The following is a 20,388-nucleotide window of genomic DNA, read 5'->3' as shown; positions in this document are numbered from 1 at the left end:
AAATGAGGCCTTATGCACGCACATTCTTCTTCTGATATGACATCTCCCACCGATACACACACGCCGCCTGCGCCAGTGTCGCTCAGGCAAGCTTTCTGGTATTGGCTTAAACTCGGGTTGATTAGCTTTGGCGGCCCGGCCGGGCAAATTGCCATCATGCATCACGACCTGGTGGAGCAAAAACGCTGGATCTCGGAAAAACGTTTTTTACATGCACTTAATTACTGCATGGTGTTGCCTGGACCAGAGGCACAGCAACTGGCCACCTATATCGGCTGGCTGATGCATCGCACCTGGGGCGGCGTGATCGCCGGGGTGTTGTTTGTCTTGCCTTCGTTTTTTATGCTGGTGTTGCTGGCCTGGGTCTATATGGCTTATGGTCACGTACCGACGGTGGCGGGCGCTTTATACGGCATAAAACCGGCGGTGGTAGCGATTGTGCTGTTTGCGGCTTATCGCATTGGCACGCGCGCGCTAAAAAATCGCGTCATGTGGGCGATTTCTGCCTTGGCATTCGTGGCGATTTTCCTGTTCAAATTGCCGTTTCCTCTGATCGTATTGACTGCTGCAGGCCTGGGCTTGATCGGTGCGCGCCTGGCGCCAACGCTCTTTACCGTGGGCGGGCATGGTGCGGCCACACAGCATTTTGGCCGTGCCCTGATTGATGATGATACGCCTACACCGGCACATGCGCGTTTTAGCTGGCTGGGCATGGTGCGCATTGCAGTCACGGGGGTGGTACTCTGGCTATTGGTGATGGCTGGCTTGTGGTGGCACTTCGGCTGGCAGGGGGCGTTGACGCAAATGGGCTGGTTTTTCAGCAAAGCGGCCTTGCTGACTTTTGGCGGCGCCTATGCCGTCTTGCCTTATGTATATCAGGGTGCGGTCGATCATTACCATTGGCTCAGCCCGGCGCAGATGATGGATGGTCTGGCCCTGGGCGAAACCACGCCAGGCCCATTGATTATGGTGGTGACCTTTGTCGGTTTTGTTGGCGGTTGGCTCAACCAGGCGCTGGCAGCAGATGGGCCATTGCTGGCGGGCTTTTTAGCGGCGACGGTGGTGACTTTTTTCACCTTTTTGCCCAGTTTTGTATTTATTTTTAGCGGTGCGCCGCTGATTGAAAATACACGTGACAATGTACGTCTCACGGCCCCATTGAGCGCGATTACTGCTGCCGTGGTCGGTGTGATTTTAAATCTGGCCCTGTTTTTTGCTTACCATGTGTTTTTGCAGAGCACATGGTTCCCTGGCATAGACTGGCTAGCCATCGGCCTGGCCGTTGTGGCATGGTTGGCGTTAGCGCGCTTTAAACTGAATGTGATTGCCGTGATCGCGGCGTATGCAGTGGTGGGGATGCTGGTGCAATGGCTGCGCTAGGGCGCCGGCCATTTAACCAAATAATGTTGCGGTAATCTGCGCATGGGCTTGCTGAGCCAGCTGTTGTCGTGATTGTCCGCTGGCCGCAATCGGCGTACCAAAATGCAAGTGCACCGCCGGTTGCTGCATTTTCAGGTAGGCGTTCATCGATTCGATGATCGAGGTGTCGCCAGCGTAAGCTGCGTCCAGGTTCGGTTGGCCATCAGGCAGCGGATAGTGAATCGCCACCGGGATGATTTTAGTGTTGGCCTCGATAGCCGCCTGAATCAGGCTGCTTTTAAACGGCAGTACACTCAGGCCCTCGGTGGTAGTGCCTTCCGGGAACACGCATAAATTGTCATTCAATTTGAGCGCATGGCTGCAAATATTCACCACGCGCGCCGCATCGCGGTTACGTGTACGATTGATGAAAATGGTGCCGGACTTTCTGACCAGGTAACCAAAGATCGGCCAGTTTCTGATCTCCAGCTTGGCGACAAAGCGCACCGGGATGATGCTGTTGATGGCATGGATGTCTGACCAGGAAATATGGTTGGCCACAAACAACACGCCGTGGGTGCGGATATCGGGTAATTCGCCGCTGGTGGTCACGCGCAGGTTAAAACAGTGCAGCAGGCGCTTGCACCACCATTGAATCAGGCCGAGCCGCATCCAGCGATTGCATACCGGTAGCACAATGGCGGCTAAGGTAACACCTGTCAGGACATGCAGTGTGATGCGGGTGATGCGCCACCCGCGAACGATCATTGAAGTTTGTGGCAAGTTATTTCAAGAAATGCGCAGCATATCTGGGATTCATTCGAGACAGGGGTAACAATACCAGCATATCTGCCGTATTAAAAGCCGGGTCCCAGGCCGGTTCGCCGCAAATATAAGCACCCAGTCGCAAGTAGCCTTTGACCAGTGGCGGGCAAGTGACGGTCAGGGATTGATCCAGGGCGTCAATCGGCAATGGATTGTGTGGGAACACGCGGTATTCTGCAGGCGATAAATAGTCGTCACGCAAGTTGTTAAACAATGACGCTGCCGTATGGCCACCGTCGTGCATGGAGATGCTGGCGCAGCCGATCATATACTCATACTGGCGCGCCATCATGTATTTTGCCAGGCCTGCCCATAGCATGGTGATGGTGCCGCCGCTACGGTAGTCTGCGTGTACGCAAGCGCGGCCAACTTCCACCGTACGATCAGCCAGGGGGGCCAAGCGACTTAAATCAAACTCACCAGCGGAGTAGTAACCCCCTGCCAGCATGGCTTGCATCGGGTTCAATATGCGGTAAGTGCCAACCACTTGCTGGGTCGCATCGTCGCGTACCAGCAAATGGTCGCAAAAGGCATCAAAACCATCGACATCCAGCCCTTGCTGGCCTTTGATTTGTGCGCCCATTTCTTCGGCAAACACCTGGTAGCGCAGGCGTTGTGCTTCCATGATCTCTTCTGCGCTGGTGGCCAGTGCCACGCTCAGGGTTGAAGCTGGCTTACGGGCGGTGCTGGCTGGCGATTGAATCTCGGTCTGGTATGTGCCGTGTTCTTGCAGATGGCGTTCTAACATCACGCAACTCCTTGGTTGAGGTTTAGCGAGATATTAGGAGTGTCACATGAACGATTGGTGACGTTGGTGTGACAGTTGTGTGACGCCGCCAGTGACTAATAAACTGCATGCACTAAATAAAAAAGAGCGACCCATGGCCGCTCTTTTAAATGAAACTATTTATGTGCTTAGTGCGATACGCGTGAAGTGCCGCCGTTTTCAACAATACGCACACGGTCACCTGCGTTAAATTGCTCGTCAGCCTCTTGCACAATGGCGACTAAACCACCGCCATCCAGCTTGACTGTGATTTCGTAAGCGTTTTTACGTGTCGCCACTTCTTCTGCGGCAGAGCCTGCCAGGCCACCGGCCACTGCGCCAATCACGGCAGCAATCGCACTGCCTTTGCCGCCGCCGACCGAGCTACCCGCGATACCGCCAATGGCGCCACCGGCAATGGTCCCGACAGGTGACTTGGTGCCTTCCAGTTTCACGGAGCGCACGCTTTCCACCACGCCGGTTTTGACTGTTTGTGCTTTACGCGCTTCGTCTCGTGAATACACATTGCCAGAGTTTGAGCTAGCGCACGCCGCCAATACCCCGGTGATTACTGCGACAGCCATCCATTTTAATACGCGTGTTGTCATTTTTCTCTCCTAGTATTTACACACATCACTTCACTATTTAACGTCAATCACTTATATCTATGTATTGTTTAGCTGGCACTCTGGCGCAGGGATGGGTCTTCTTTGAGCGCATCCTGCACCAGTGCATGGCTATAAATGTTTTCAATTTCTGCCCGGCTTGGCTGGTGGTTCTGGCCGCCGCGGCTGGCAATCTTGATCGCCCCCATGGTCGATGCCAGGCGGCCACAGGCTTTCCAGTCCCAACCACGTACAATGCCATATAGCAAGCCGGCACGGTAAGCATCGCCACAGCCAGTCGGGTCCACCAAGGCCTCTGCTTTAACGCACGGAATATCATGGCGTTGACCATCGGCATAAATATGTGAACCTTCGCTACCCAGCGTCACGATCAGCGCTTTGACTTTAGCCGCCAGTTGCTCTAATGATAGTCCTGTTTTGTCTTGGATGACTTGGGACTCGTAATCGTTCACCGCCAGGTAGTCGGCCATTTCAATAAAGTGCAGCAGTTCTTCGCCATTAAACATCGGCAAGCCCTGGCCAGGGTCAAACATAAACGGAATGCCCGCATCATGGCACTCTTTGGCGTGCTGGAACATGGCATCACGGCCATCGGGCGCAATGATCGCCAGTTTGATATCCCGCGCATCATTCACGCTGTTGGCGTGCGCATGCTGCATGGCGCCTGGGTGAAAGGCGGTGATCTGGTTGTCATCCATATCGGTCGTGATAAACGCCTGTGCGGTGTAAGTGCCTGCCACGGTGGTGATATGCCGTGGATCAATATTATTTTGCTCCAACCAGGCCTGATAAGGGGCAAAGTCATCGCCCACGGTGGCCATGATATGTGGCTGGCCTTCCAGCAATTGCAGGTTATAACCAATATTGCCTGCGGTGCCGCCAAATTCACGGCGCATCTCCGGCACCAAAAAGGCTACGCTGAGTTTATGGATTTTGTCTGCCAGAATATGGTTTTTAAATTGGTCAGGAAACACCATGATGGTGTCGTAGGCCAGTGAGCCGCAAATTAGAATGTTCATGAACGCTTAAAGTCTTTAATTGAAAGTGAGGCTATTATTGCCGCCAGGCTGGCTGCTGGCAAGTGCTGAAAGCCTGATGAGGCTCAGGATTGCTTGATGGCAATGTCGATTAAGGTTTTGGCGGCTTTTTTAGCCGATTTGATGGCGCCTGAGCCACGTTTGATTTGCTCGGCCTGCACCGCACCTTCAAACAGGATGGACAATTGCAGCGCCAGGCCTTCGGCATCTTTAATATTGGCGTCTTGCGCCAGCTTGGTAATAAATTGGCGGAACTCGCGCGATTGCTGTGAAGACAGCTGGTGAATACGGTTTTCTTCGTTGGGGAATTCTGCTGAGGCCTTAATGAAGGCGATGCCGGTGAAGGAGGGCGAAGTCACCCATTCTTCAATGAATTCAAACAGTTTCTGGATTTTTTCATTCGGGCTGCCGCCGAGGCCACCCAGTTTTTCATTCATCCAGTTTTGAAAGTCCTGATGGCTTTGCTGCAACACTGCCAGAATCAGTTCTTCTTTGGTTTCAAAATACTTGTAAAGCGTCATTTTGGTGGTGCCGGCTACGGCCACAATCGTGTCCACGCCGGTGGAATTGATACCACGCGTCTGAAACAGGTCAGTGGAAACCTGAAGAATCTTTTGCTTTAAAGTATTCATGCTTTGATTATAGCACTCTATACCGCCTTGTATAGAGGTAAGCCAAGGTGCAAGGAATAAATCCTATTGATTTAGTTTTTATTATCATGTTAAATATACTATACCGTATAGTATAGTTTTATGGTCAATCAATCACAACAGGAGAACATCATGCGTCAACTACAATCATTGGTATTAGCAACATTCTTGGCAACTGCTGGCAGCGTATTTGCGGCGGAGCCGTTATTTGTGGTCAAGTCGGTTGAGTTGAATCAGCCGGTGGATGTGGTCTGGAAAAAAGTCGCTGACTTTGGCGATTTGGGTGCCTGGCATCCGGCAGTGGCCAAAACCGAGATTGTCTCCGGTAAAAACAACAATGCCGGTGCCAAGCGTGTATTAACCTTGAAAGATGGCGGAAGAATCAACGAAACATTGACCGCCTATAACGCCAAAGCCAAAAGCTATTCATACAAAATCACTGATGGCGTGTTGCCGGTGAATGAGTACGCCTCTACTGTGAGCGTGCATAGCAATGGCGATGGCAAGTCTGTGGTGGTGTGGGAAAGCCATTTCTTGCCTAAAGCACCGGCCGATGAAAAGGCTGCCTCTGATGCCATCAAGGGCGTTTATGATGGTGGTTTGAACCAGCTGAAAACATTGTTCCAGTAATTAAGTAGTGCTCATCAAGCCGTCGTGATTGCGACGGCTTTTTTATTTGGAGTTCACCATCAGCTTGGGCGTGTAATTGCATTTCACCTGGTCGAGCAACTGGTTGACGAGTACTTGTTCGTCGCGATTGGTGGTGACATGGCCGTTGATGATGTTTTCGATATAGATACTTTTCAGTCGTTCTGGCAGTTGAATGGCTTCCAGCAGGCGGCAATCGCCGTGTTTCATGGTTTCCAGGCGGCTGTAAATGGCGGCAGTTTCGGATGGGCTGGCTTCGTGAGATAGCGGATGTGCAGTCGGTGGGTATTCCGGTGACTTTGCCTGTAATACAGGCGTAGGGGTGACCTGCATATGCCAGTAATATCCACCCATGAGGCCAAAAAATAATGTCGCCATCACCACGCCATAATTGCGGATAGCTAGCCAGTTGATCTCGCGCCTGGTTTGTACGTCCACCAGTGCCTGCGCGGCTTGCCTGGCGTGCTGCAGTGCGCTGGATTGTGGATGTAGCAGCTTTTCCTGGCAGGCGCTGAGTGCCATGAAATACAACTGATTGGCCAGCATGTCCGGCAGCCTTGCTCCTGCCAGTTGTGCCTGGGTGCTCAGGTAATGTTGTAGTCTGTCTGGCGGATTGAGGGTTGCTGTCGTGTCAGGTAGCGGTTGCGCTATCGGGCTGGACAGCAGGTCGTCGAGAATGCTGAATACTGCCAGTAACCTGTGTACGGCCCGCTTGCCGGATTTGTCCAGCATGCGGATTAGCCATTCGGATTGCAGCAATGCGTCCAGCATGTGCTTAGAACGGTTTGGTCACGACCAGGATGACGACGGCAATCAGGATCAGTACCGGGACTTCGTTAAACCAGCGGAACCAGGCATGGCCGCGGCGGTTTTGCTGGGCGCTGAATTTTTTCAACAGGCTGCCACAGGCATGGTGGTAGCCTATCAGTAACGCCACCAGGGTCAGCTTTGCATGCAGCCAGCCGCCCTTGAAACCGTAACCTAACCATAACCAAATCCCAAATGCCAAGGCTAGCAACATCAGTGGCTGCATAAACCGGTAGAGTTTGTGTGCCATTAGCAGCAGGCGTGCCTGAGCTTGCGGATCTTGCTCCATCGCCAGGTTGACGTAAATGCGCGGCAGGTAAAACAGCCCGGCAAACCAACTGGTGACAAAAATGAGATGAAACGCTTTCACCCACAACATTTAGCTGGCTTTCTGGTCGAGTAGTTTACGCAGCTCGGGGAAGTTGAGTTCGCCTATGGTTTTTTGTACGCGGTTGCCCTGGGCGTCAAAAATAAAGGTCGTTGGGGTGAGGTTGACATCGCCAAAGGCCTTCACCATTTCGCCGTAACCATCGTGCATGACGTTAAAAGGCAGGGCTTTTTCTTTAGTGTAATTGGCAACCTGGGCGGGTGGATCGTAAGGCATGGCGACGGCAATGACGACCAGGTTTTTGTCTTTGTATTGCTGGTAAGTGTCGATCAACTCTGGCATTTCCTTGATGCAGCCAGGGCAGTCCGTGGCCCAGAAGTTGACCAGTACGGTTTTGCCACGTAGTGACTGCATGCTGATTTTTTCACCAGTTAACGTGGTGAATGTGACTTCCGGGGCTTGTGGCTTTTGCATCACCGCAACTGCCAGGCCCGCAAACAAGGCTAATGCGACCAGTGGTACTACCCATTTTTTACATTTGGATTTGAATGTAGACATCTTAAAACCTGATTACTCAAAAACCCTAGCCGTTGTACCGTGTTTGTGCCGAATGTGGCGTGGTATAATTAGCTTTTGTTTTTGATAAATTATCAATGAACGCACCTGTTAACGCAGATTTGTTAAAGCACAATTCTACTCCTCTCACGCGTTTACGCGAAATTCCGTACAACTATACTTCCTTCTCAGACCGCGAAATTGTCATTCGGTTTCTGGGTGAAGAAATTTGGGGCATTTTGAATGCCTTGCGCGCTGAGCGTAAAACGGGACGTAGTGCACGCATGCTGTTTGAGGTGCTGGGCGATCTGTGGGTGGTTTCCCGCAACCCCTACCTGCAAGATGACTTGCTGGAGAATCCCAAGCGCCGCAAAGCCCTGATCGAGGCCTTGTATCACCGAATTTCTGCGATTGATGAACGCAGTAGCGGTAATGACAAAGTGCAGAAGCTGGTGACTGCAGCTACCAAAGCGGTAGAAAAATTTGCGGATGACTTCAAGCAAACCGCCGATTTGCGCAAAAAAGCCATGGCCAAACTGACCAAGTTTACGCGCAAAGATAATGTGCAGTTTGATGGTCTGGCACGCGTCTCACATGTGACCGACGCGACCGACTGGCGTGTCGAGTATCCCTTTGTGGTGATTAACCCGGATACAGAAGCCGAAATTTCTTACCTGGTACGTGCGTGTATCGAATTAGGGTTAACCATTATCCCGCGCGGTGGCGGTACTGGTTATACCGGTGGTGCCGTGCCGTTGACACCTTTGTCTGCCGTCATCAATACCGAAAAACTGGATCAGCACACCGGTGTGCAAATGCGCACCTTGCCGGGTGTCTCACGCCAGGTAGCCACCATTGAGTGTGGTGCCGGGGTGGTGACACGCCGTGCCATGGACGCAGCCACTGCGGCCGGATTGGAATTTGCCTGCGACCCAACCTCTGCGGATGCCTGCTGTATTGGCGGTAACGTTGCCATGAACGCCGGTGGTAAAAAAGCCGTGCTGTGGGGCACCGCGCTGGATAACCTCGCCTCATGGCGCATGGTGACGCCTGACGCCACATGGCTGGAAGTGGAGCGCCTGGACCATAACCTGGGCAAGATTCACGACATCGACATGGCGCGCTTTAAAATCAGCCGCTACGACATCGACTTCAAGAACCTGCTGTCCGAGCCAGAGATTCTCGAAATTCCTGGTCCTAGCTTCCGTAAGGTTGGCCTGGGTAAAGACGTGACCGACAAGTTTTTGTCTGGTTTGCCTGGCGTGCAAAAAGAAGGTTGTGACGGCCTGATTACGTCTGCGACCTTTATTCTGCACCGCATGCCCAAGCACGTGCGTACCATTGCGCTGGAATTTTTCGGCAATGTATCGCACGCGGTGCCTGCCATTGTTGAAATCAAAGACTACCTGGATGCGACCGCCAAACAAGACCCAGCTGTGATCATGGCTGGCCTGGAGCACATGGACGAGCGCTATGTGAAGGCTGTGGGTTACGCGACCAAGGCTGCGCGTCAGCAACGCCCTAAAATGGTGTTGTTGTGCGATATCGCTTCTGATGACGAAAACGCTGTTGGTGAAGTGGCGTCTGCCGTGGTGCGTATGTGTAACGCCCGTAACGGTGAAGGCTTTATTGCCGTCTCGGCTGAGGCGCGTAAAAAATTCTGGTTAGACCGTTCACGCACAGCGGCGATCGCGCGTCACACCAACGCCTTTAAAATTAACGAAGACGTGGTGATTCCATTGCCACGCCTGGGTGAGTATTCAGACGGCATTGAGCGCATCAATATTGAATTGTCGATTCAAAATAAATTGCGCCTGGTCGATGAACTGGAAGCGTTTGTGTCTGGCGACCTGCCATTGCAGCCGGACGAAGACGGTAACGCCGACCCTGAAGGTGTGAAATCCAAGCAGAATATTGCGCTGCAATTATTGCGCGACGTGCGTGCCAAATGGCGTTTGCTGTTGAATACGCTGGATGAACCTGTGGCCGTACTGGGCGAGCTTGGTAAAGCGTTTTCGCAATATGACAACGTGTTCCGTGCCGTGCAGTCGTATGATCTGCGCGTGTCCTGGAAGCGTGAGCTCAAGCGCCCGATGGCGGATATTTTTGCTGGCCGCGAATACCAGAAAATCCTGGATAAACTGGACGAAATCCAGAAAACCGTATTGAAAAGCCGCGTGTTTATTGCGCTGCATATGCACGCTGGTGACGGTAACGTGCACACCAATATCCCGGTCAACTCCGATGACTACGGCATGATGCAGGACGCACACGCCGCCGTGGCACGTGTGATGGACTTGGCACGAGGCCTTAATGGTGTGATTTCCGGCGAACACGGTATTGGTATCACCAAAATGGAGTTCCTGGACCAGGCCACCATTGATACCTTTGCCGCTTACAAAAACAAGGTAGACCCGAAAGGCCACTTTAACAAAGGCAAATTGTTAATGGGTTCCGGGCTGGAAAACGCCTATACGCCTAGCTTTGGTTTGCTGGAGCAAGAGTCCATCATCATGGAGCAGTCTGCCATTGGCGAGATTGCCGATGATATTTCTGACTGCTTGCGTTGCGGCAAGTGTAAGCCAGTATGCTCTACGCATGTGCCACGCGCCAACTTGCTGTACTCGCCACGTAACAAGATTCTGGGTACTTCGTTGCTGATTGAAGCCTTCTTGTATGAAGAGCAGACGCGTCGCGGTATTTCACTCAAGCATTTTGATGAGTTTAACGACGTGGCTGACCATTGTACGGTCTGCCACCGTTGCGAAAAGCCGTGCCCGGTCAATATCGACTTCGGTGACGTGTCAGTCAAGATGCGTAACTTCCTGCGCGAGCAAGGTAAAAAGAAATTTAACCCTGGCACGGCAGCAGGCATGCTGTACCTGAACGCCAAGGATCCGGCCACCATTAAATTGCTGCGCGGTACCATGATAGGCATGGGCTATAAAGCGATTAATATTGCCAATAGCCTGGCCAAGAAATTTGGCCTGCTCAAGGATAAAAAAGCGCCGCCAGCGACCGTAGGCAAGCCTGAAATCAAGGCGCAGGTGATTCACTTTATTAATCGCCCGATGCCGAAGAAGATGCAGTCCAAGACCTCGCGCGCCATGCTGGGCGTGGAAGACGACACCATGATTCCGGTCATCCGGAATCCGCAAAAAGTGACCGAGGATTCGGAAGCCGTGTTCTACTTCCCAGGCTGCGGTTCCGAGCGCTTGTTCTCTAACGTCGGCTTGGCCACGCAAGCCATGCTGTACGAAGTAGGCGCGATCACCGTATTGCCACCTGGCTACCTGTGCTGCGGTTACCCGCAAACAGCCTCTGGCAATCACGACAAAGGCCAAGAGATTACGGCGGATAACCGCGTGCTGTTTCATCGTGTCGCCAATACGCTGAATTACCTGGATATCAAGACTGTGATTGTGTCTTGCGGGACTTGTATGGATCAGTTGCAGAAATACGAGTTCGAGAAGATTTTCCCGGGCTGCCGCTTGCTCGATATCCACGAATACCTGATGGAAAAAGACATGCGCCTGCAAGGCGTGACGGGTACACGGTATATGTATCATGACCCTTGTCATTCGCCGATGAAGACCTACAAGCCGATGGAAGTCACTAACAAGCTCATGGGCACTGACGTGGCGCTGAATGACCGTTGCTGCGGTGAGTCTGGCACCTTCGCCGCGGCACGTCCTGATATTGCGACCCAGGTCAAATTCCGCAAGCAGGAAGAGCTGGAAAAAGGCATGGAAAAAATGGGCTTGACCGTGGGTGCTCCTGAGCAGCCAGTCAAAATCCTGACTTCTTGCCCAAGCTGCCTGCAAGGCTTGTCACGCTACGGTGATGACACTGGTATTGAAGCCGACTACATTGTGGTGGAAATGGCCAAGCATGTGCTGGGTGAAAACTGGATGGAAAATTATATCCAGAAAGCCAATAACGGCGGCATTGAAAAAGTGCTGCTGTAAACAACACAAACCCCGCGCAAGCGGGGTTTGTGTTAGTGGTCGAGCCGTGTCAGCTACTTATTGCTGGCGTGCCTTGAGGTAGACATAAATGCCTGCCCAGGTCATGACCACAAAGATAATGGCAATCACGATAAAACTCATCAAACCATAGTCAGTAGATAACAAATCAATCAAAATTTTCATGGGGTTTCCTCCTGTAAGCTAGTTATCTGGCAAGCAATGCATCTGAGGAATATTTTGAACCCTATGATCAACATGGTTTTTGATGTAACGCAAAAGTGATGCAGGCAACAAGCGCTGAAATAAGCGACCATTGCCACGCATTAAAAAAAGATTCAGGAAAAGTGACGTATGAATATTTACCCGCTGCTTAAACCGCTGCTATTTCAACTGGATGCAGAACAGGCACATGACCTTACCTTGCAATCGCTCAAGCGCGCTGAAAAACTCGGGTTGTTAACACTGGCTGCAGGCCGTTTACCCGATCAGCCTACTCAAGTGATGGGACTGACTTTTCCTAACCCGGTAGGCCTGGCCGCAGGCCTGGACAAAAATGCCGCCGTGATTGATGGTATGGCAGCGCTAGGCTTCGGGTTTATTGAGGTCGGCACGGTCACGCCGCGCGCGCAACCCGGCAACCCCAAGCCGCGCTTGTTCCGTTTGCCTGAGGCTCAGGCCATTATTAACCGCTTTGGCTTTAATAACCTGGGTGTGGATCAGCTCATCCAGAACGTAAAAGCCAGCAAGTTTAAAGGCATCCTTGGTATCAATATTGGTAAGAACTTTGACACGCCTAACGACAGGGCGGCTGAGGATTACCTGACCTGCATGCGCAAAGTGTATAGCCATGCCAGCTATATCACCGTGAATATCTCTTCACCCAACACCAAAAACCTGCGCGCCTTGCAAGAAAAAGATGCGCTAGGCCAATTGCTGGCTACGCTTAAATCCGAACAAAAAATCCTGTCGCAAGTGCATGGCAAATATGTACCTGTCGCCCTCAAAATTGCACCAGATTTGACCACAGAGCAAGTACAGGAAATTGCTGAGCTACTCATGCAACACCGCCTGGATGGCGTTATCGCCACCAACACCACGCTGGCACGTGATGCTGTGGCAGGTTTAAAAAATGCAGAAGAGACGGGTGGCTTATCTGGCGCGCCAGTGAAAGCAGGCTCTACACGCGTGATTCAAACCCTGGCGGCGTCACTGCAAGGCAGTTTGCCTATTATTGGTGTAGGTGGCATTTTAAATGGCGACGATGCCAAAGAAAAAATAGCCGCAGGTGCCAGCCTGGTGCAGCTCTACAGTGGCCTGATTTATAAAGGGCCACAACTCATCAAGGATTGCCGCAAAGCACTGCTCTAATGGCATTGCCTATTCTTTACTCCTACCGCCGTTGCCCATATGCCATGCGTGCCCGTATGGCCCTATGGGCAGCGCAAGTTCAGTTTGAAGTGCGTGAAGTGTCATTGCGCGACAAGCCTGCACATTTATTGCAAATCTCCCCCAAAGGCACGGTGCCAGTCTTGCAACTGCCAGATGACACGGTGCTAGAGCAAAGTCTGGATATTATGCAGTGGGCATTAGCGCAGCATGATCCGCAAGGCTGGTTACATGCTGACCGTGAAGCCGTTAATCACTTCATTAGTATCAATGATGGTGATTTTAAAAAAGCCCTCGACCGCTATAAATATCCAGAGCGTTATCCGGAACAACAGCAATTGTTTTACCGCCAGCAAGGCGAGCAGTTCTTGCAAGCGCTGGAAACAGTCTTGCAGCAACATCGTTTTTTGTTGAGTGATTCTGCCAGTGTAGCGGATGTGGCGATTTTTCCGTTTATCCGCCAGTTTGCGGCGGTGGATGCTGAGTGGTTTGCTGGTAGTGCTTATCCGCAATTGCGTGCTTGGTTAAACGGTTGGCTGGAAAGTGCGTTGTTTGTGCAGATTATGCGGAAGTTTCCAACATATATTGAGTCGACATAGTCAGTATCGGCTGAGTGGACATTGCTTAAGAAAGTCATTCTGCTGAGTGGGCTTGGGTGACATCGTTTTTCGCCTTTTTCGGCGAGTTACTTTTCTTTGCTTGCACAAAGAACAAGTAACCAAAAGAAAGTGCACCCCAGCTTCCGCTTTTTCCTTGCGCTACTCGGCTTGGCGGGCGTCCATCGAAACTCGCCCTGACAAGCCACACAGAACGTGGCTTGTTGCGGAACTCGGACAGCCGATGGCCGAAAACTCCCGCCAACCCTGCGTTGCTCGGCGCGGCAGATGGGGACCCAGAACACCAAGTGAGCGCAATGGTTGGTGGTTTTAATAAACGAATCTGGTTTTTGAACCGTCCAAACTTCGCCAATGTGAGTTTGGCGAGATAAATCCCATTCATCACGCTGAGTAGCGGAGACAAAATAAGAGTAGAGGGAGCGACTGTCCGAATCCCGCAGCGGTTCACGGGGGGGTGTGAGCTGCCAGGTTGAGTTTCGTGACCGGCTTATGCCTAAGTCCGGCAAAGCAACGGACGAAAGCCCTAATTTGAGCAACGCAAGGGAGCCTTTAGGCCGTGATGGCTGGGTGTCGTCCTCTTTGGTTACTTTCTGGGGGACAAGCACCAGAAAGTGACTCGCCGAGAGGCGAAACAATCTGATGCTAAAATGCACAACACTTAAATATCAGAAGTGTTTAGTCAGTTTTCTGTGTACTCTGTTCAAACTTCTCGTAAGCATTAATGATCTTCTGCACTAGCGGATGCCTCACTACGTCTTGCGACATAAACTGAGTAAAGGCAATGCCCTTCACATCCTTGAGAATCTTCTGCGCTTCTACCAAGCCGCTTTTCTGATGACGCTGCAAGTCAATCTGCGTGACGTCACCTGTAATGACGGCTTTGGTACCAAAGCCAATACGGGTGAGGAACATCTTCATTTGCTCTGGAGTGGTGTTCTGCGCTTCATCCAGAATAATAAAGCTTTGGTTGAGCGTACGGCCACGCATATAGGCAAGCGGGGCGACTTCAATGGCGCCACGTTCAAACATCTTGTTCACGGTGTCATAACCGGCCAAGTCATACAGCGCATCGTATAGTGGACGCAGGTAAGGGTCGACTTTCTGGTTCAAGTCACCTGGCAGAAAGCCCAGGCGTTCGCCCGCTTCTACGGCAGGACGAACCAACACGATACGTTTTACACGGTCACGTGTCATAGCATCCACCGCGCTAGCGACGGCCAGGTAGGTTTTACCGGTACCGGCAGGACCAATGCCAAACGTGATGTCGTGATCCTGTATCTGTTGCAAATAGCTGACCTGGCGCGGGGTGCGGCCATGCAGGTCGCCACGGCGGGTCATCAGCGTGGGCATGGCACTGGAGCTGACTTCTTCTGGTTTGAGTTTGTCGATTTCTACCAGGCCCAGTTGAATGTCTTCCAGGTCTATCGGTTTTTTGGAGCGTGCGTAAAAGTTTTCCAGCATTTGCGCGGCCAAGCGCATATTGGTTTGTGTGCCGCTCAGGTAAAACGTGCTGCCACGACGGTTGATGTCAATGTCCAGGCCGTTCGCTAACTGGCGGATGTTCTCGTCCAGCGGGCCACATAAGTTGGCCAGCATCAGGTTGTCTTCAGGGCTTAACGTAATTTCCATGCTTAATTCACAATTTCGCCAACTAGGCGTTTGGGGTTGTAGACGTCGGTGATTTTGACTTGCACCATCTGGTGGATAAAGCGCGCATCGGCGGCGATATCTACAACACGGCCATTGTCAGTTTTACCTGCCAGCAGGTTAGGATCTTTCCATGACGGGCCATCAATGAGCACGCGTTGCACCGTGCCTAACATGGCACGGCTGATGGCGTCACCGTTGGTTTCGTTTTCGGTTTGCAGTTGCTTGAGCCAGGCGGCTTTGTCGGCTTGCGGCGTTTCGTCAGGCAGGTAACTGGCTGGCGTACCCGGGCGCGGGCTATACAAAAAGCTAAAGCTATAATCAAAGCCCACATCGCGCATCAGCTTGAGCGTCGCCTGGAAGTCTTTTTCTGTTTCGCCAGGGAAGCCGACGATGATGTCGCTGGTAATCGTCAGTTGCGGGTTGGCCGCTTTGAGCTTGCGGATCAGGCCTTTGTATTGCAGCGCCGTGTAGTTGCGTTTCATCGCCATCAAAATGCGGTCGCTACCAGCTTGTACTGGTAAATGTAATTGATTAGCCAGTTTGGGCACATTGGCATGGCAGGCAATCAGGCGTTCGTTCATCTCGTTGGGGTGGCTGGTGGTATAGCGGATGCGCTCGATTTGCGGAATCTCAGCCACGGTTTCAATCAGCATGGCGAGGTCGGCCTCTATGCCTTGATACTGTACGCGGTAAGCGTTGACGTTTTGTCCCAGCAGTGTGATTTCCTTGACGCCTTGTTCGGCCAGTTGGATGGCTTCGGTCAGGATGTCTTCAAACGGGCGCGAGAACTCCTCGCCGCGGGTGTAAGGCACCACACAAAAGCTGCAATACTTGCTGCAGCCTTCCATAATGCTCAAGAATGCAGTCGCGCCTTCGATGCGTGGTGGCGGCAAGTGGTCAAATTTTTCAATCTCGGGGAAGGTGATGTCGACTTGCGGCTTGTTTTCGGTCTGTTTGGCTTTAATCAGGTCTGGCAGGCGGTGCAGGGTTTGTGGGCCGAATACCACGTCCACATAAGGCGCGCGTTTGATAATGGCGTCGCCTTCCTGGCTGGCGACGCAGCCGCCGACACCAATCACCAGGTTGGGGTTTTTTTCCTTAAGCGGAATCATGCGGCCGAGGTGGCTGAATACTTTTTCTTCGGCTTTTTCGCGTACCGAGCAGGTGTTGAGCAGGATGACATCGGCTTCTTCCATGTTGTCGGTCTGGGTCATGCCGTCGTGCTCACGCATCAAGTCCACCATGCGTGAGGCATCGTATTCGTTCATCTGGCAACCAAACGACTTGATGAATATTTTTTTACCGCTGTCCTGCTTCATTGCACGCTAAATTTCTCACAAAAACAGTATTTTAGCGTATTTGTAGATGAAACCCCAGCGCGCTTGGCGACTGCGGTAAAATAGACATCTTTCATTTGAGCGTTGTTTCATGCAAGCCTTACCGATTTTTTTCAATATTGCGCAACGCCTGTGTATCGTCATTGGCGGCGGTGATGTGGCGACACGCAAGGTGCTGATGCTGCGCAAAGCGCAAGGTCAGGTCACGGTGATTTCACCTGTTTTGTGTGATGAATTGCGCGTGTTGTTTGAGCAGGGCGAGATTGATTATGTGGAGACTGAGTTTCAGCCTGAGCAACTGACTAGTGCCTGTTTGGTGATTGCGGCGACTGATGATGAATCCGTCAATGAAGCGGTGTCTGTTGCCGCCAAACGCTTGAATATCCCGGTCAATGTGGTCGATGCACCGGCATTATGCACGTTTACCATGGGTTCTATCATAGACCGCAGCCCGGTGGTGATTGCTGTTTCTAGTGAAGGGAATGCGCCGGTATTGGCGCGGCATATCCGCAGCAAGATTGAAACCATGTTGCCTGCGGCCTATGGACGGATTGCGGCGATTGCGGGTGAGTTTCGCGAGCAGGTGAAAGCCAAATTCAGCAATATGCCTGCGCGCCGCCGTTTTTGGGAGGATGTGCTCAACGGTCCCTTGGTTGAGCGTGTGTTGTCTGGCCAGGAGCAGGCAGCGCGTGAGTTGCTCTGTGAGTTATTAAGCCAAAGCGAAGATGCGCCCACACGCGGCGAAGTGTATCTGGTGGGCGGCGGCCCAGGAGATCCTGACTTGCTGACGTTCCGCGCGTTACGCCTGATGCAGCAATGTGATGTCTGTGTCTATGACAAGCTGGTCAGTAAAGAGGTGATGGAGTTGGTGCGCCGTGATGCGGAGCTGATTTATGTGGGTAAATCACGCGACCAGCATACCTTGCCGCAAGAGGAAATTAACCAATTGCTGGCCAGGCTGGCGCTAGAAGGCAAGCGTGTGTTGCGCCTCAAGGGCGGCGACCCGTTTATTTTTGGTCGCGGCGGCGAAGAGATTGAAACCCTGATGCAGCATGGCGTCCCCTTCCAGGTGGTGCCTGGCATCACGGCGGCAAACGGAGTTTCAAGCTATGCGGGCATCCCGCTGACGCACCGCGATTATGCGCAAGCCTGTTTGTTTATTACTGGCCATCTCAAAGACGGCACCATAGACCTGGATTGGCAGGCCATGGCGCGCCCGAGGCAAACAGTCGTGATTTACATGGGCCTGGTGGGGCTGGAGCAAATTTGTGCCAAATTGATAGCGCAAGGCGTGTCACCTGAGATGCCTGCAGCGGTGATTCAACAGGGCACCACGCAAAAGCAACGTGTGGTGGAGTCTACCTTGAAAAACCTGGCAGCCGATGTGGCCGCGGCCGGGTTGAAGCCACCCAGTCTGACCATTATTGGTGAAGTCGTGCAGCTACGCTCACGCCTGAACTGGTTTACGCCAGACGGCGAATAAATCAGGCGTTAGGTAGGATAGGGAGTGATAATCTGGCTTCCAGGCCGCCTTCGCTACGGTTAAGTAGCGCCAGCTGGCCGCCATGCAGGGTAGCAATGCGGTTGCAAATGGCGAGCCCCAAGCCGCTGCCACCTTCATATTTGTTGCGCGCGCTATCCATGCGTTCAAACGGGCGCAGCAAACGTTCTGCATGTTCTGGTGGAATGCCGGGGCCGTTGTCGAGTACGCTGATCACGATCTTGTCTGCCATGACCTGGCTGCGCACTTCCACCTTGCCTTTACCATAGTTGTAGGCGTTGCCGACCAGGTTGTCGAGCAGGCGCTGCATGGCCAGCGGCCGGATAGGAATAAAATATTTAGGCCCCAGGGATACTTTTAACTCACGTCCTGCGCGGCGTTGACGCTCAGCCAGCGCATGTAACAAGTCGTTGATGTCCATCATGCGGGTGGGTTCACCTTCCACGCCTCGCACAAAATCCAGGAACTGGTGAATGATATTGTCCATGTCGGAAATATCTTCAATCATGCCGTGTTTCATATAGTCAGCATCAGGCGGCAACATTTCTACCGCCAGCCGCAAGCGTGCCAAAGGCGTACGGATATCATGCGACACCCCCGCCAATAATAAGGTGCGCTCTGCATCCAGTCGCGCCAGTGATTCGGCCATTTCGTTAAAAGTATGCGTCACTTCACGCAACTCTTCCACGCTGTCTTCCGGCAGTTTGGGCGCTGGTTCGCCATTGCGCAAACGCTCGGCTGCATGCACCAGCATGGTCAGTGGACGGTTAATACGCGCAGTCAGCAGGTAGGCGCCGACCAGTGACAGCAAGCCTACCACGGCGGCCCAGCCCAGCCAGTGCCAAGGGAAAGGGCGGTCAACCTGGATTTTGGGAATCACCACCCAAAAGTCATCCTGGCCAACATTAAAGCTGATCCAGAGGCCGGGAATGTCGTAATGATTGACGGTGATAATGGTTTCTTCACCCAGGCGTTCGCGGATTTTTTGTGCGACCAGGTTGATAAACGGGTCTAGCGGCAGCGGCTCAATGTCTTCGAGGAAGTCGGCCGCATAGACGCGTACGCCTTCGCGTCCGGACAGTTCTGATAGTAAGGCCAGGCGGCGATTTTCATGCGAGGCAATCAGCGAGGCGCGGGTGTAGTTGACGATGGTGACTGCCTGTAAGGCGGCCGCTGTTGCGCGTGGTTCGCGGTCAAAATAATCAAAGATTTTGAGCGAGGCATAGATACTGACGGCCAACAAAATGGCAATCAGTAACATGATGCGGGACAATAGTCGGCGAGGCAGTAAGCGCACGTGAATGAGGCTTAGGCAGGTCGCTTATTGCGGCGCTTCGCCATCTGGAATAAACACATAACCAAAGCCCCACATGGTTTGCAGGTAGCGTGGATGTGCCGGATCTGGCTCGATAATGCGGCGCAAGCGCGATACTTGCACATCAATACTGCGGTCGAATACATCCAGTTCGCGGCCGCGTGCCAGTTGCATCAGACGGTCACGCGACAGTGGCTGGCGCGGATGCTCGGTAAATACTTTTAATAACGTGAATTCGCCACTGGTAATGGTGATCGGCGCGCCGTTTTTGGTCAGGCTACGTGTGTTGATGTCAAACACAAATTCACCAAACTGAAACGCAGCACTTTTTTCTTCAACCGCCTGTTTAGGGGTGATTTCATGGCGACGCAATACGGCATTGATCCTGGCCAGTAATTCGCGTGGATTAAATGGTTTGGGCAGGTAGTCGTCAGCCCCCATTTCCAGGCCAACAATGCGGTCCACTTCATCGCCACGTGCGGTCAGCATGATAATCGGCGTCATGTGGTTGGCGCCGCGCAGGCGGCGGCAAATGGCCAGGCCATCTTCGCCAGGCAACATCAGGTCTAGAATCAGCAGGTCAAAGCTTTCGGCAGACATGGCTTTATCCAGCTCTTTGCCATCGGACACGGATTTGATATTGAATCCCTGTTCAGTCAGGTAGCGCTGTAAAAGTTCGCGCATACGCAAATCATCATCAACCATCAATATTTTTTTTAACTGTTCTGCCATACGTACCTTTTTACACAGAAGCGTGCGTTTTGTTAACGCGTCTGGCCGTGATCAGGATGACCTGACATCAAATGCTAAAACGGCTCAGCCATAAAACTTATCTTCATCATTATACTCCAAGCCGTATCTTGCATGAAGTGGGGTAGTTACAACTTGGTTACAAATAGCGCGGGGGATGAAATATTGCATTTACAATCCTGTTGCAAGATGACTGCCTGAAATTGACAGTCATGGCGATGAAAGAATCGCTATTTTTTGTTAAATCAGTTGATGCCGCGACC

General features: G+C 52.3%; 19 protein-coding genes. 6 read left to right on the top strand and 13 right to left on the bottom strand.

The features are described from left to right. Positions 1–12 precede the first annotated feature (12 nt). Positions 13–1,380, top strand: a complete 1,368-nt coding sequence (gene chrA / locus INP79_RS12750) for a chromate efflux transporter (protein ID WP_194754652.1) — start codon at positions 13–15, stop codon at positions 1,378–1,380. A 12-nt stretch (positions 1,381–1,392) separates the two neighbouring features. Here the strand turns inward: chrA and INP79_RS12745 are convergent, their stop codons facing one another. The 5 genes from INP79_RS12745 to INP79_RS12725 form a co-directional block, all read right to left on the bottom strand. Then, entirely contained in the window at positions 1,393–2,127 is a 735-nt protein-coding gene (locus INP79_RS12745) for a 1-acyl-sn-glycerol-3-phosphate acyltransferase (protein ID WP_194754651.1), read from the bottom strand. Between the two features lie 16 nt (positions 2,128–2,143). After that, positions 2,144–2,932: a GNAT family N-acetyltransferase gene (locus INP79_RS12740; RefSeq protein ID WP_194754650.1), complete on the bottom strand. Its 789-nt coding sequence runs from the start codon at positions 2,930–2,932 to the stop codon at positions 2,144–2,146. A gap of 167 nt (positions 2,933–3,099) precedes the next feature. Beyond that, positions 3,100–3,558 carry a glycine zipper 2TM domain-containing protein gene (locus INP79_RS12735; RefSeq protein ID WP_194754649.1) on the bottom strand — a complete coding sequence of 153 codons (459 nt, stop codon included), beginning with the start codon at positions 3,556–3,558 and terminating at the stop codon, positions 3,100–3,102. 68 nt (positions 3,559–3,626) lie between these two features. After that, positions 3,627–4,595 (bottom strand): carbohydrate kinase family protein, encoded by a 969-nt coding sequence (locus INP79_RS12730; protein ID WP_194754648.1) that lies wholly within the window; start codon positions 4,593–4,595, stop codon positions 3,627–3,629. Between the two features lie 83 nt (positions 4,596–4,678). Further along, a complete protein-coding gene (locus INP79_RS12725) occupies positions 4,679–5,245 on the bottom strand; it encodes a TetR/AcrR family transcriptional regulator (protein ID WP_194741629.1) in 567 nt (188 codons plus the stop codon). Between the two features lie 150 nt (positions 5,246–5,395). On the opposite strand from INP79_RS12725, the gene INP79_RS12720 reads away from it, so the two are divergent. Then, positions 5,396–5,893 carry an SRPBCC family protein gene (locus INP79_RS12720; RefSeq protein WP_194754647.1) on the top strand — a complete coding sequence of 166 codons (498 nt, stop codon included), beginning with the start codon at positions 5,396–5,398 and terminating at the stop codon, positions 5,891–5,893. 42 nt (positions 5,894–5,935) lie between these two features. On the opposite strand, the gene INP79_RS12715 is transcribed toward INP79_RS12720, so the two are convergent. From INP79_RS12715 to INP79_RS12705, 3 genes are read right to left on the bottom strand one after another with little or no spacing between them, the layout of a single operon-like run. Then, entirely contained in the window at positions 5,936–6,682 is a 747-nt protein-coding gene (locus INP79_RS12715) for a hypothetical protein (protein WP_194754646.1), read from the bottom strand. A 4-nt stretch (positions 6,683–6,686) separates the two neighbouring features. Then, positions 6,687–7,097, bottom strand: a complete 411-nt coding sequence (locus INP79_RS12710; RefSeq protein WP_194754645.1) for a CopD family protein — start codon at positions 7,095–7,097, stop codon at positions 6,687–6,689. Continuing rightward, positions 7,098–7,604, bottom strand: a complete 507-nt coding sequence (locus INP79_RS12705; protein ID WP_194754643.1) for a peroxiredoxin — start codon at positions 7,602–7,604, stop codon at positions 7,098–7,100. It lies immediately after the preceding gene. Positions 7,605–7,699: 95 nt separating this feature from the next. Here INP79_RS12705 and INP79_RS12700 point away from each other — a divergent pair, with 95 nt between their 5' ends. Further along, entirely contained in the window at positions 7,700–11,569 is a 3,870-nt protein-coding gene (locus INP79_RS12700; protein WP_194754641.1) for a DUF3683 domain-containing protein, read from the top strand. Between the two features lie 57 nt (positions 11,570–11,626). On the opposite strand, the gene INP79_RS12695 is transcribed toward INP79_RS12700, so the two are convergent. Continuing rightward, complete coding sequence (locus INP79_RS12695; RefSeq protein WP_194741635.1) at positions 11,627–11,752, bottom strand: DUF3149 domain-containing protein; 126 nt, start codon at positions 11,750–11,752, stop codon at positions 11,627–11,629. Positions 11,753–11,920: 168 nt separating this feature from the next. Between INP79_RS12695 and INP79_RS12690 the strand changes: the two genes are divergently transcribed. Together INP79_RS12690 and INP79_RS12685 are read left to right on the top strand one after the other, a co-directional pair. Continuing rightward, positions 11,921–12,937 carry a quinone-dependent dihydroorotate dehydrogenase gene (locus INP79_RS12690; RefSeq protein WP_194754640.1) on the top strand — a complete coding sequence of 339 codons (1,017 nt, stop codon included), beginning with the start codon at positions 11,921–11,923 and terminating at the stop codon, positions 12,935–12,937. Further along, complete coding sequence (locus tag INP79_RS12685) at positions 12,937–13,554, top strand: glutathione S-transferase (RefSeq protein ID WP_194754639.1); 618 nt, start codon at positions 12,937–12,939, stop codon at positions 13,552–13,554. Before INP79_RS12690 ends, INP79_RS12685 begins: the two co-directional genes overlap by 1 nt. Before the next feature lie 693 nt (positions 13,555–14,247). Here INP79_RS12685 and INP79_RS12680 read toward each other — a convergent pair. Further along, on the bottom strand, positions 14,248–15,201 hold the full coding sequence (locus INP79_RS12680; RefSeq protein WP_194754638.1) for a PhoH family protein: 954 nt from the start codon (positions 15,199–15,201) through the stop codon (positions 14,248–14,250). A gap of 2 nt (positions 15,202–15,203) precedes the next feature. Then, positions 15,204–16,541: a tRNA (N6-isopentenyl adenosine(37)-C2)-methylthiotransferase MiaB gene (gene miaB / locus INP79_RS12675; RefSeq protein ID WP_194754637.1), complete on the bottom strand. Its 1,338-nt coding sequence runs from the start codon at positions 16,539–16,541 to the stop codon at positions 15,204–15,206. A gap of 109 nt (positions 16,542–16,650) precedes the next feature. On the opposite strand from miaB, the gene cysG reads away from it, so the two are divergent. After that, positions 16,651–18,042 (top strand): siroheme synthase CysG, encoded by a 1,392-nt coding sequence (cysG, locus tag INP79_RS12670; RefSeq protein WP_194754636.1) that lies wholly within the window; start codon positions 16,651–16,653, stop codon positions 18,040–18,042. Between the two features lies 1 nt (position 18,043). Here cysG and INP79_RS12665 read toward each other — a convergent pair whose 3' ends face one another. Next, positions 18,044–19,357: an ATP-binding protein gene (locus tag INP79_RS12665; RefSeq protein ID WP_370583270.1), complete on the bottom strand. Its 1,314-nt coding sequence runs from the start codon at positions 19,355–19,357 to the stop codon at positions 18,044–18,046. A gap of 24 nt (positions 19,358–19,381) precedes the next feature. Further along, entirely contained in the window at positions 19,382–20,107 is a 726-nt protein-coding gene (gene ompR, locus INP79_RS12660) for a two-component system response regulator OmpR (RefSeq protein WP_194741642.1), read from the bottom strand. Between the last annotated feature and the right edge of the window lie 281 nt (positions 20,108–20,388).

This window comes from Methylophilus sp. QUAN (genome assembly GCF_015354445.1).
Classification (GTDB): domain Bacteria; phylum Pseudomonadota; class Gammaproteobacteria; order Burkholderiales; family Methylophilaceae; genus Methylophilus.
The sequence above is the reverse complement of the archived record's forward strand: the minus strand, read 5'-3'. Positions and strand labels throughout refer to the sequence as shown.

What these genes read in the sequence shown, in the direction of transcription:
- chrA (WP_194754652.1), top strand. Translation starts at nt 13, where the DNA reads ATGCACGCACATTCTTCTTCTGATATGACATCTCCCACCGATACACAC.
- INP79_RS12745 (WP_194754651.1), bottom strand. Translation starts at nt 2,127, where the DNA reads ATGATCGTTCGCGGGTGGCGCATCACCCGCATCACACTGCATGTCCTG.
- INP79_RS12740 (WP_194754650.1), bottom strand. Translation starts at nt 2,932, where the DNA reads ATGTTAGAACGCCATCTGCAAGAACACGGCACATACCAGACCGAGATT.
- INP79_RS12735 (WP_194754649.1), bottom strand. Translation starts at nt 3,558, where the DNA reads ATGACAACACGCGTATTAAAATGGATGGCTGTCGCAGTAATCACCGGG.
- INP79_RS12730 (WP_194754648.1), bottom strand. Translation starts at nt 4,595, where the DNA reads ATGAACATTCTAATTTGCGGCTCACTGGCCTACGACACCATCATGGTG.
- INP79_RS12725 (WP_194741629.1), bottom strand. Translation starts at nt 5,245, where the DNA reads ATGAATACTTTAAAGCAAAAGATTCTTCAGGTTTCCACTGACCTGTTT.
- INP79_RS12720 (WP_194754647.1), top strand. Translation starts at nt 5,396, where the DNA reads ATGCGTCAACTACAATCATTGGTATTAGCAACATTCTTGGCAACTGCT.
- INP79_RS12715 (WP_194754646.1), bottom strand. Translation starts at nt 6,682, where the DNA reads ATGCTGGACGCATTGCTGCAATCCGAATGGCTAATCCGCATGCTGGAC.
- INP79_RS12710 (WP_194754645.1), bottom strand. Translation starts at nt 7,097, where the DNA reads ATGTTGTGGGTGAAAGCGTTTCATCTCATTTTTGTCACCAGTTGGTTT.
- INP79_RS12705 (WP_194754643.1), bottom strand. Translation starts at nt 7,604, where the DNA reads ATGTCTACATTCAAATCCAAATGTAAAAAATGGGTAGTACCACTGGTC.
- INP79_RS12700 (WP_194754641.1), top strand. Translation starts at nt 7,700, where the DNA reads ATGAACGCACCTGTTAACGCAGATTTGTTAAAGCACAATTCTACTCCT.
- INP79_RS12695 (WP_194741635.1), bottom strand. Translation starts at nt 11,752, where the DNA reads ATGAAAATTTTGATTGATTTGTTATCTACTGACTATGGTTTGATGAGT.
- INP79_RS12690 (WP_194754640.1), top strand. Translation starts at nt 11,921, where the DNA reads ATGAATATTTACCCGCTGCTTAAACCGCTGCTATTTCAACTGGATGCA.
- INP79_RS12685 (WP_194754639.1), top strand. Translation starts at nt 12,937, where the DNA reads ATGGCATTGCCTATTCTTTACTCCTACCGCCGTTGCCCATATGCCATG.
- INP79_RS12680 (WP_194754638.1), bottom strand. Translation starts at nt 15,201, where the DNA reads ATGGAAATTACGTTAAGCCCTGAAGACAACCTGATGCTGGCCAACTTA.
- miaB (WP_194754637.1), bottom strand. Translation starts at nt 16,541, where the DNA reads ATGAAGCAGGACAGCGGTAAAAAAATATTCATCAAGTCGTTTGGTTGC.
- cysG (WP_194754636.1), top strand. Translation starts at nt 16,651, where the DNA reads ATGCAAGCCTTACCGATTTTTTTCAATATTGCGCAACGCCTGTGTATC.
- ompR (WP_194741642.1), bottom strand. Translation starts at nt 20,107, where the DNA reads ATGGCAGAACAGTTAAAAAAAATATTGATGGTTGATGATGATTTGCGT.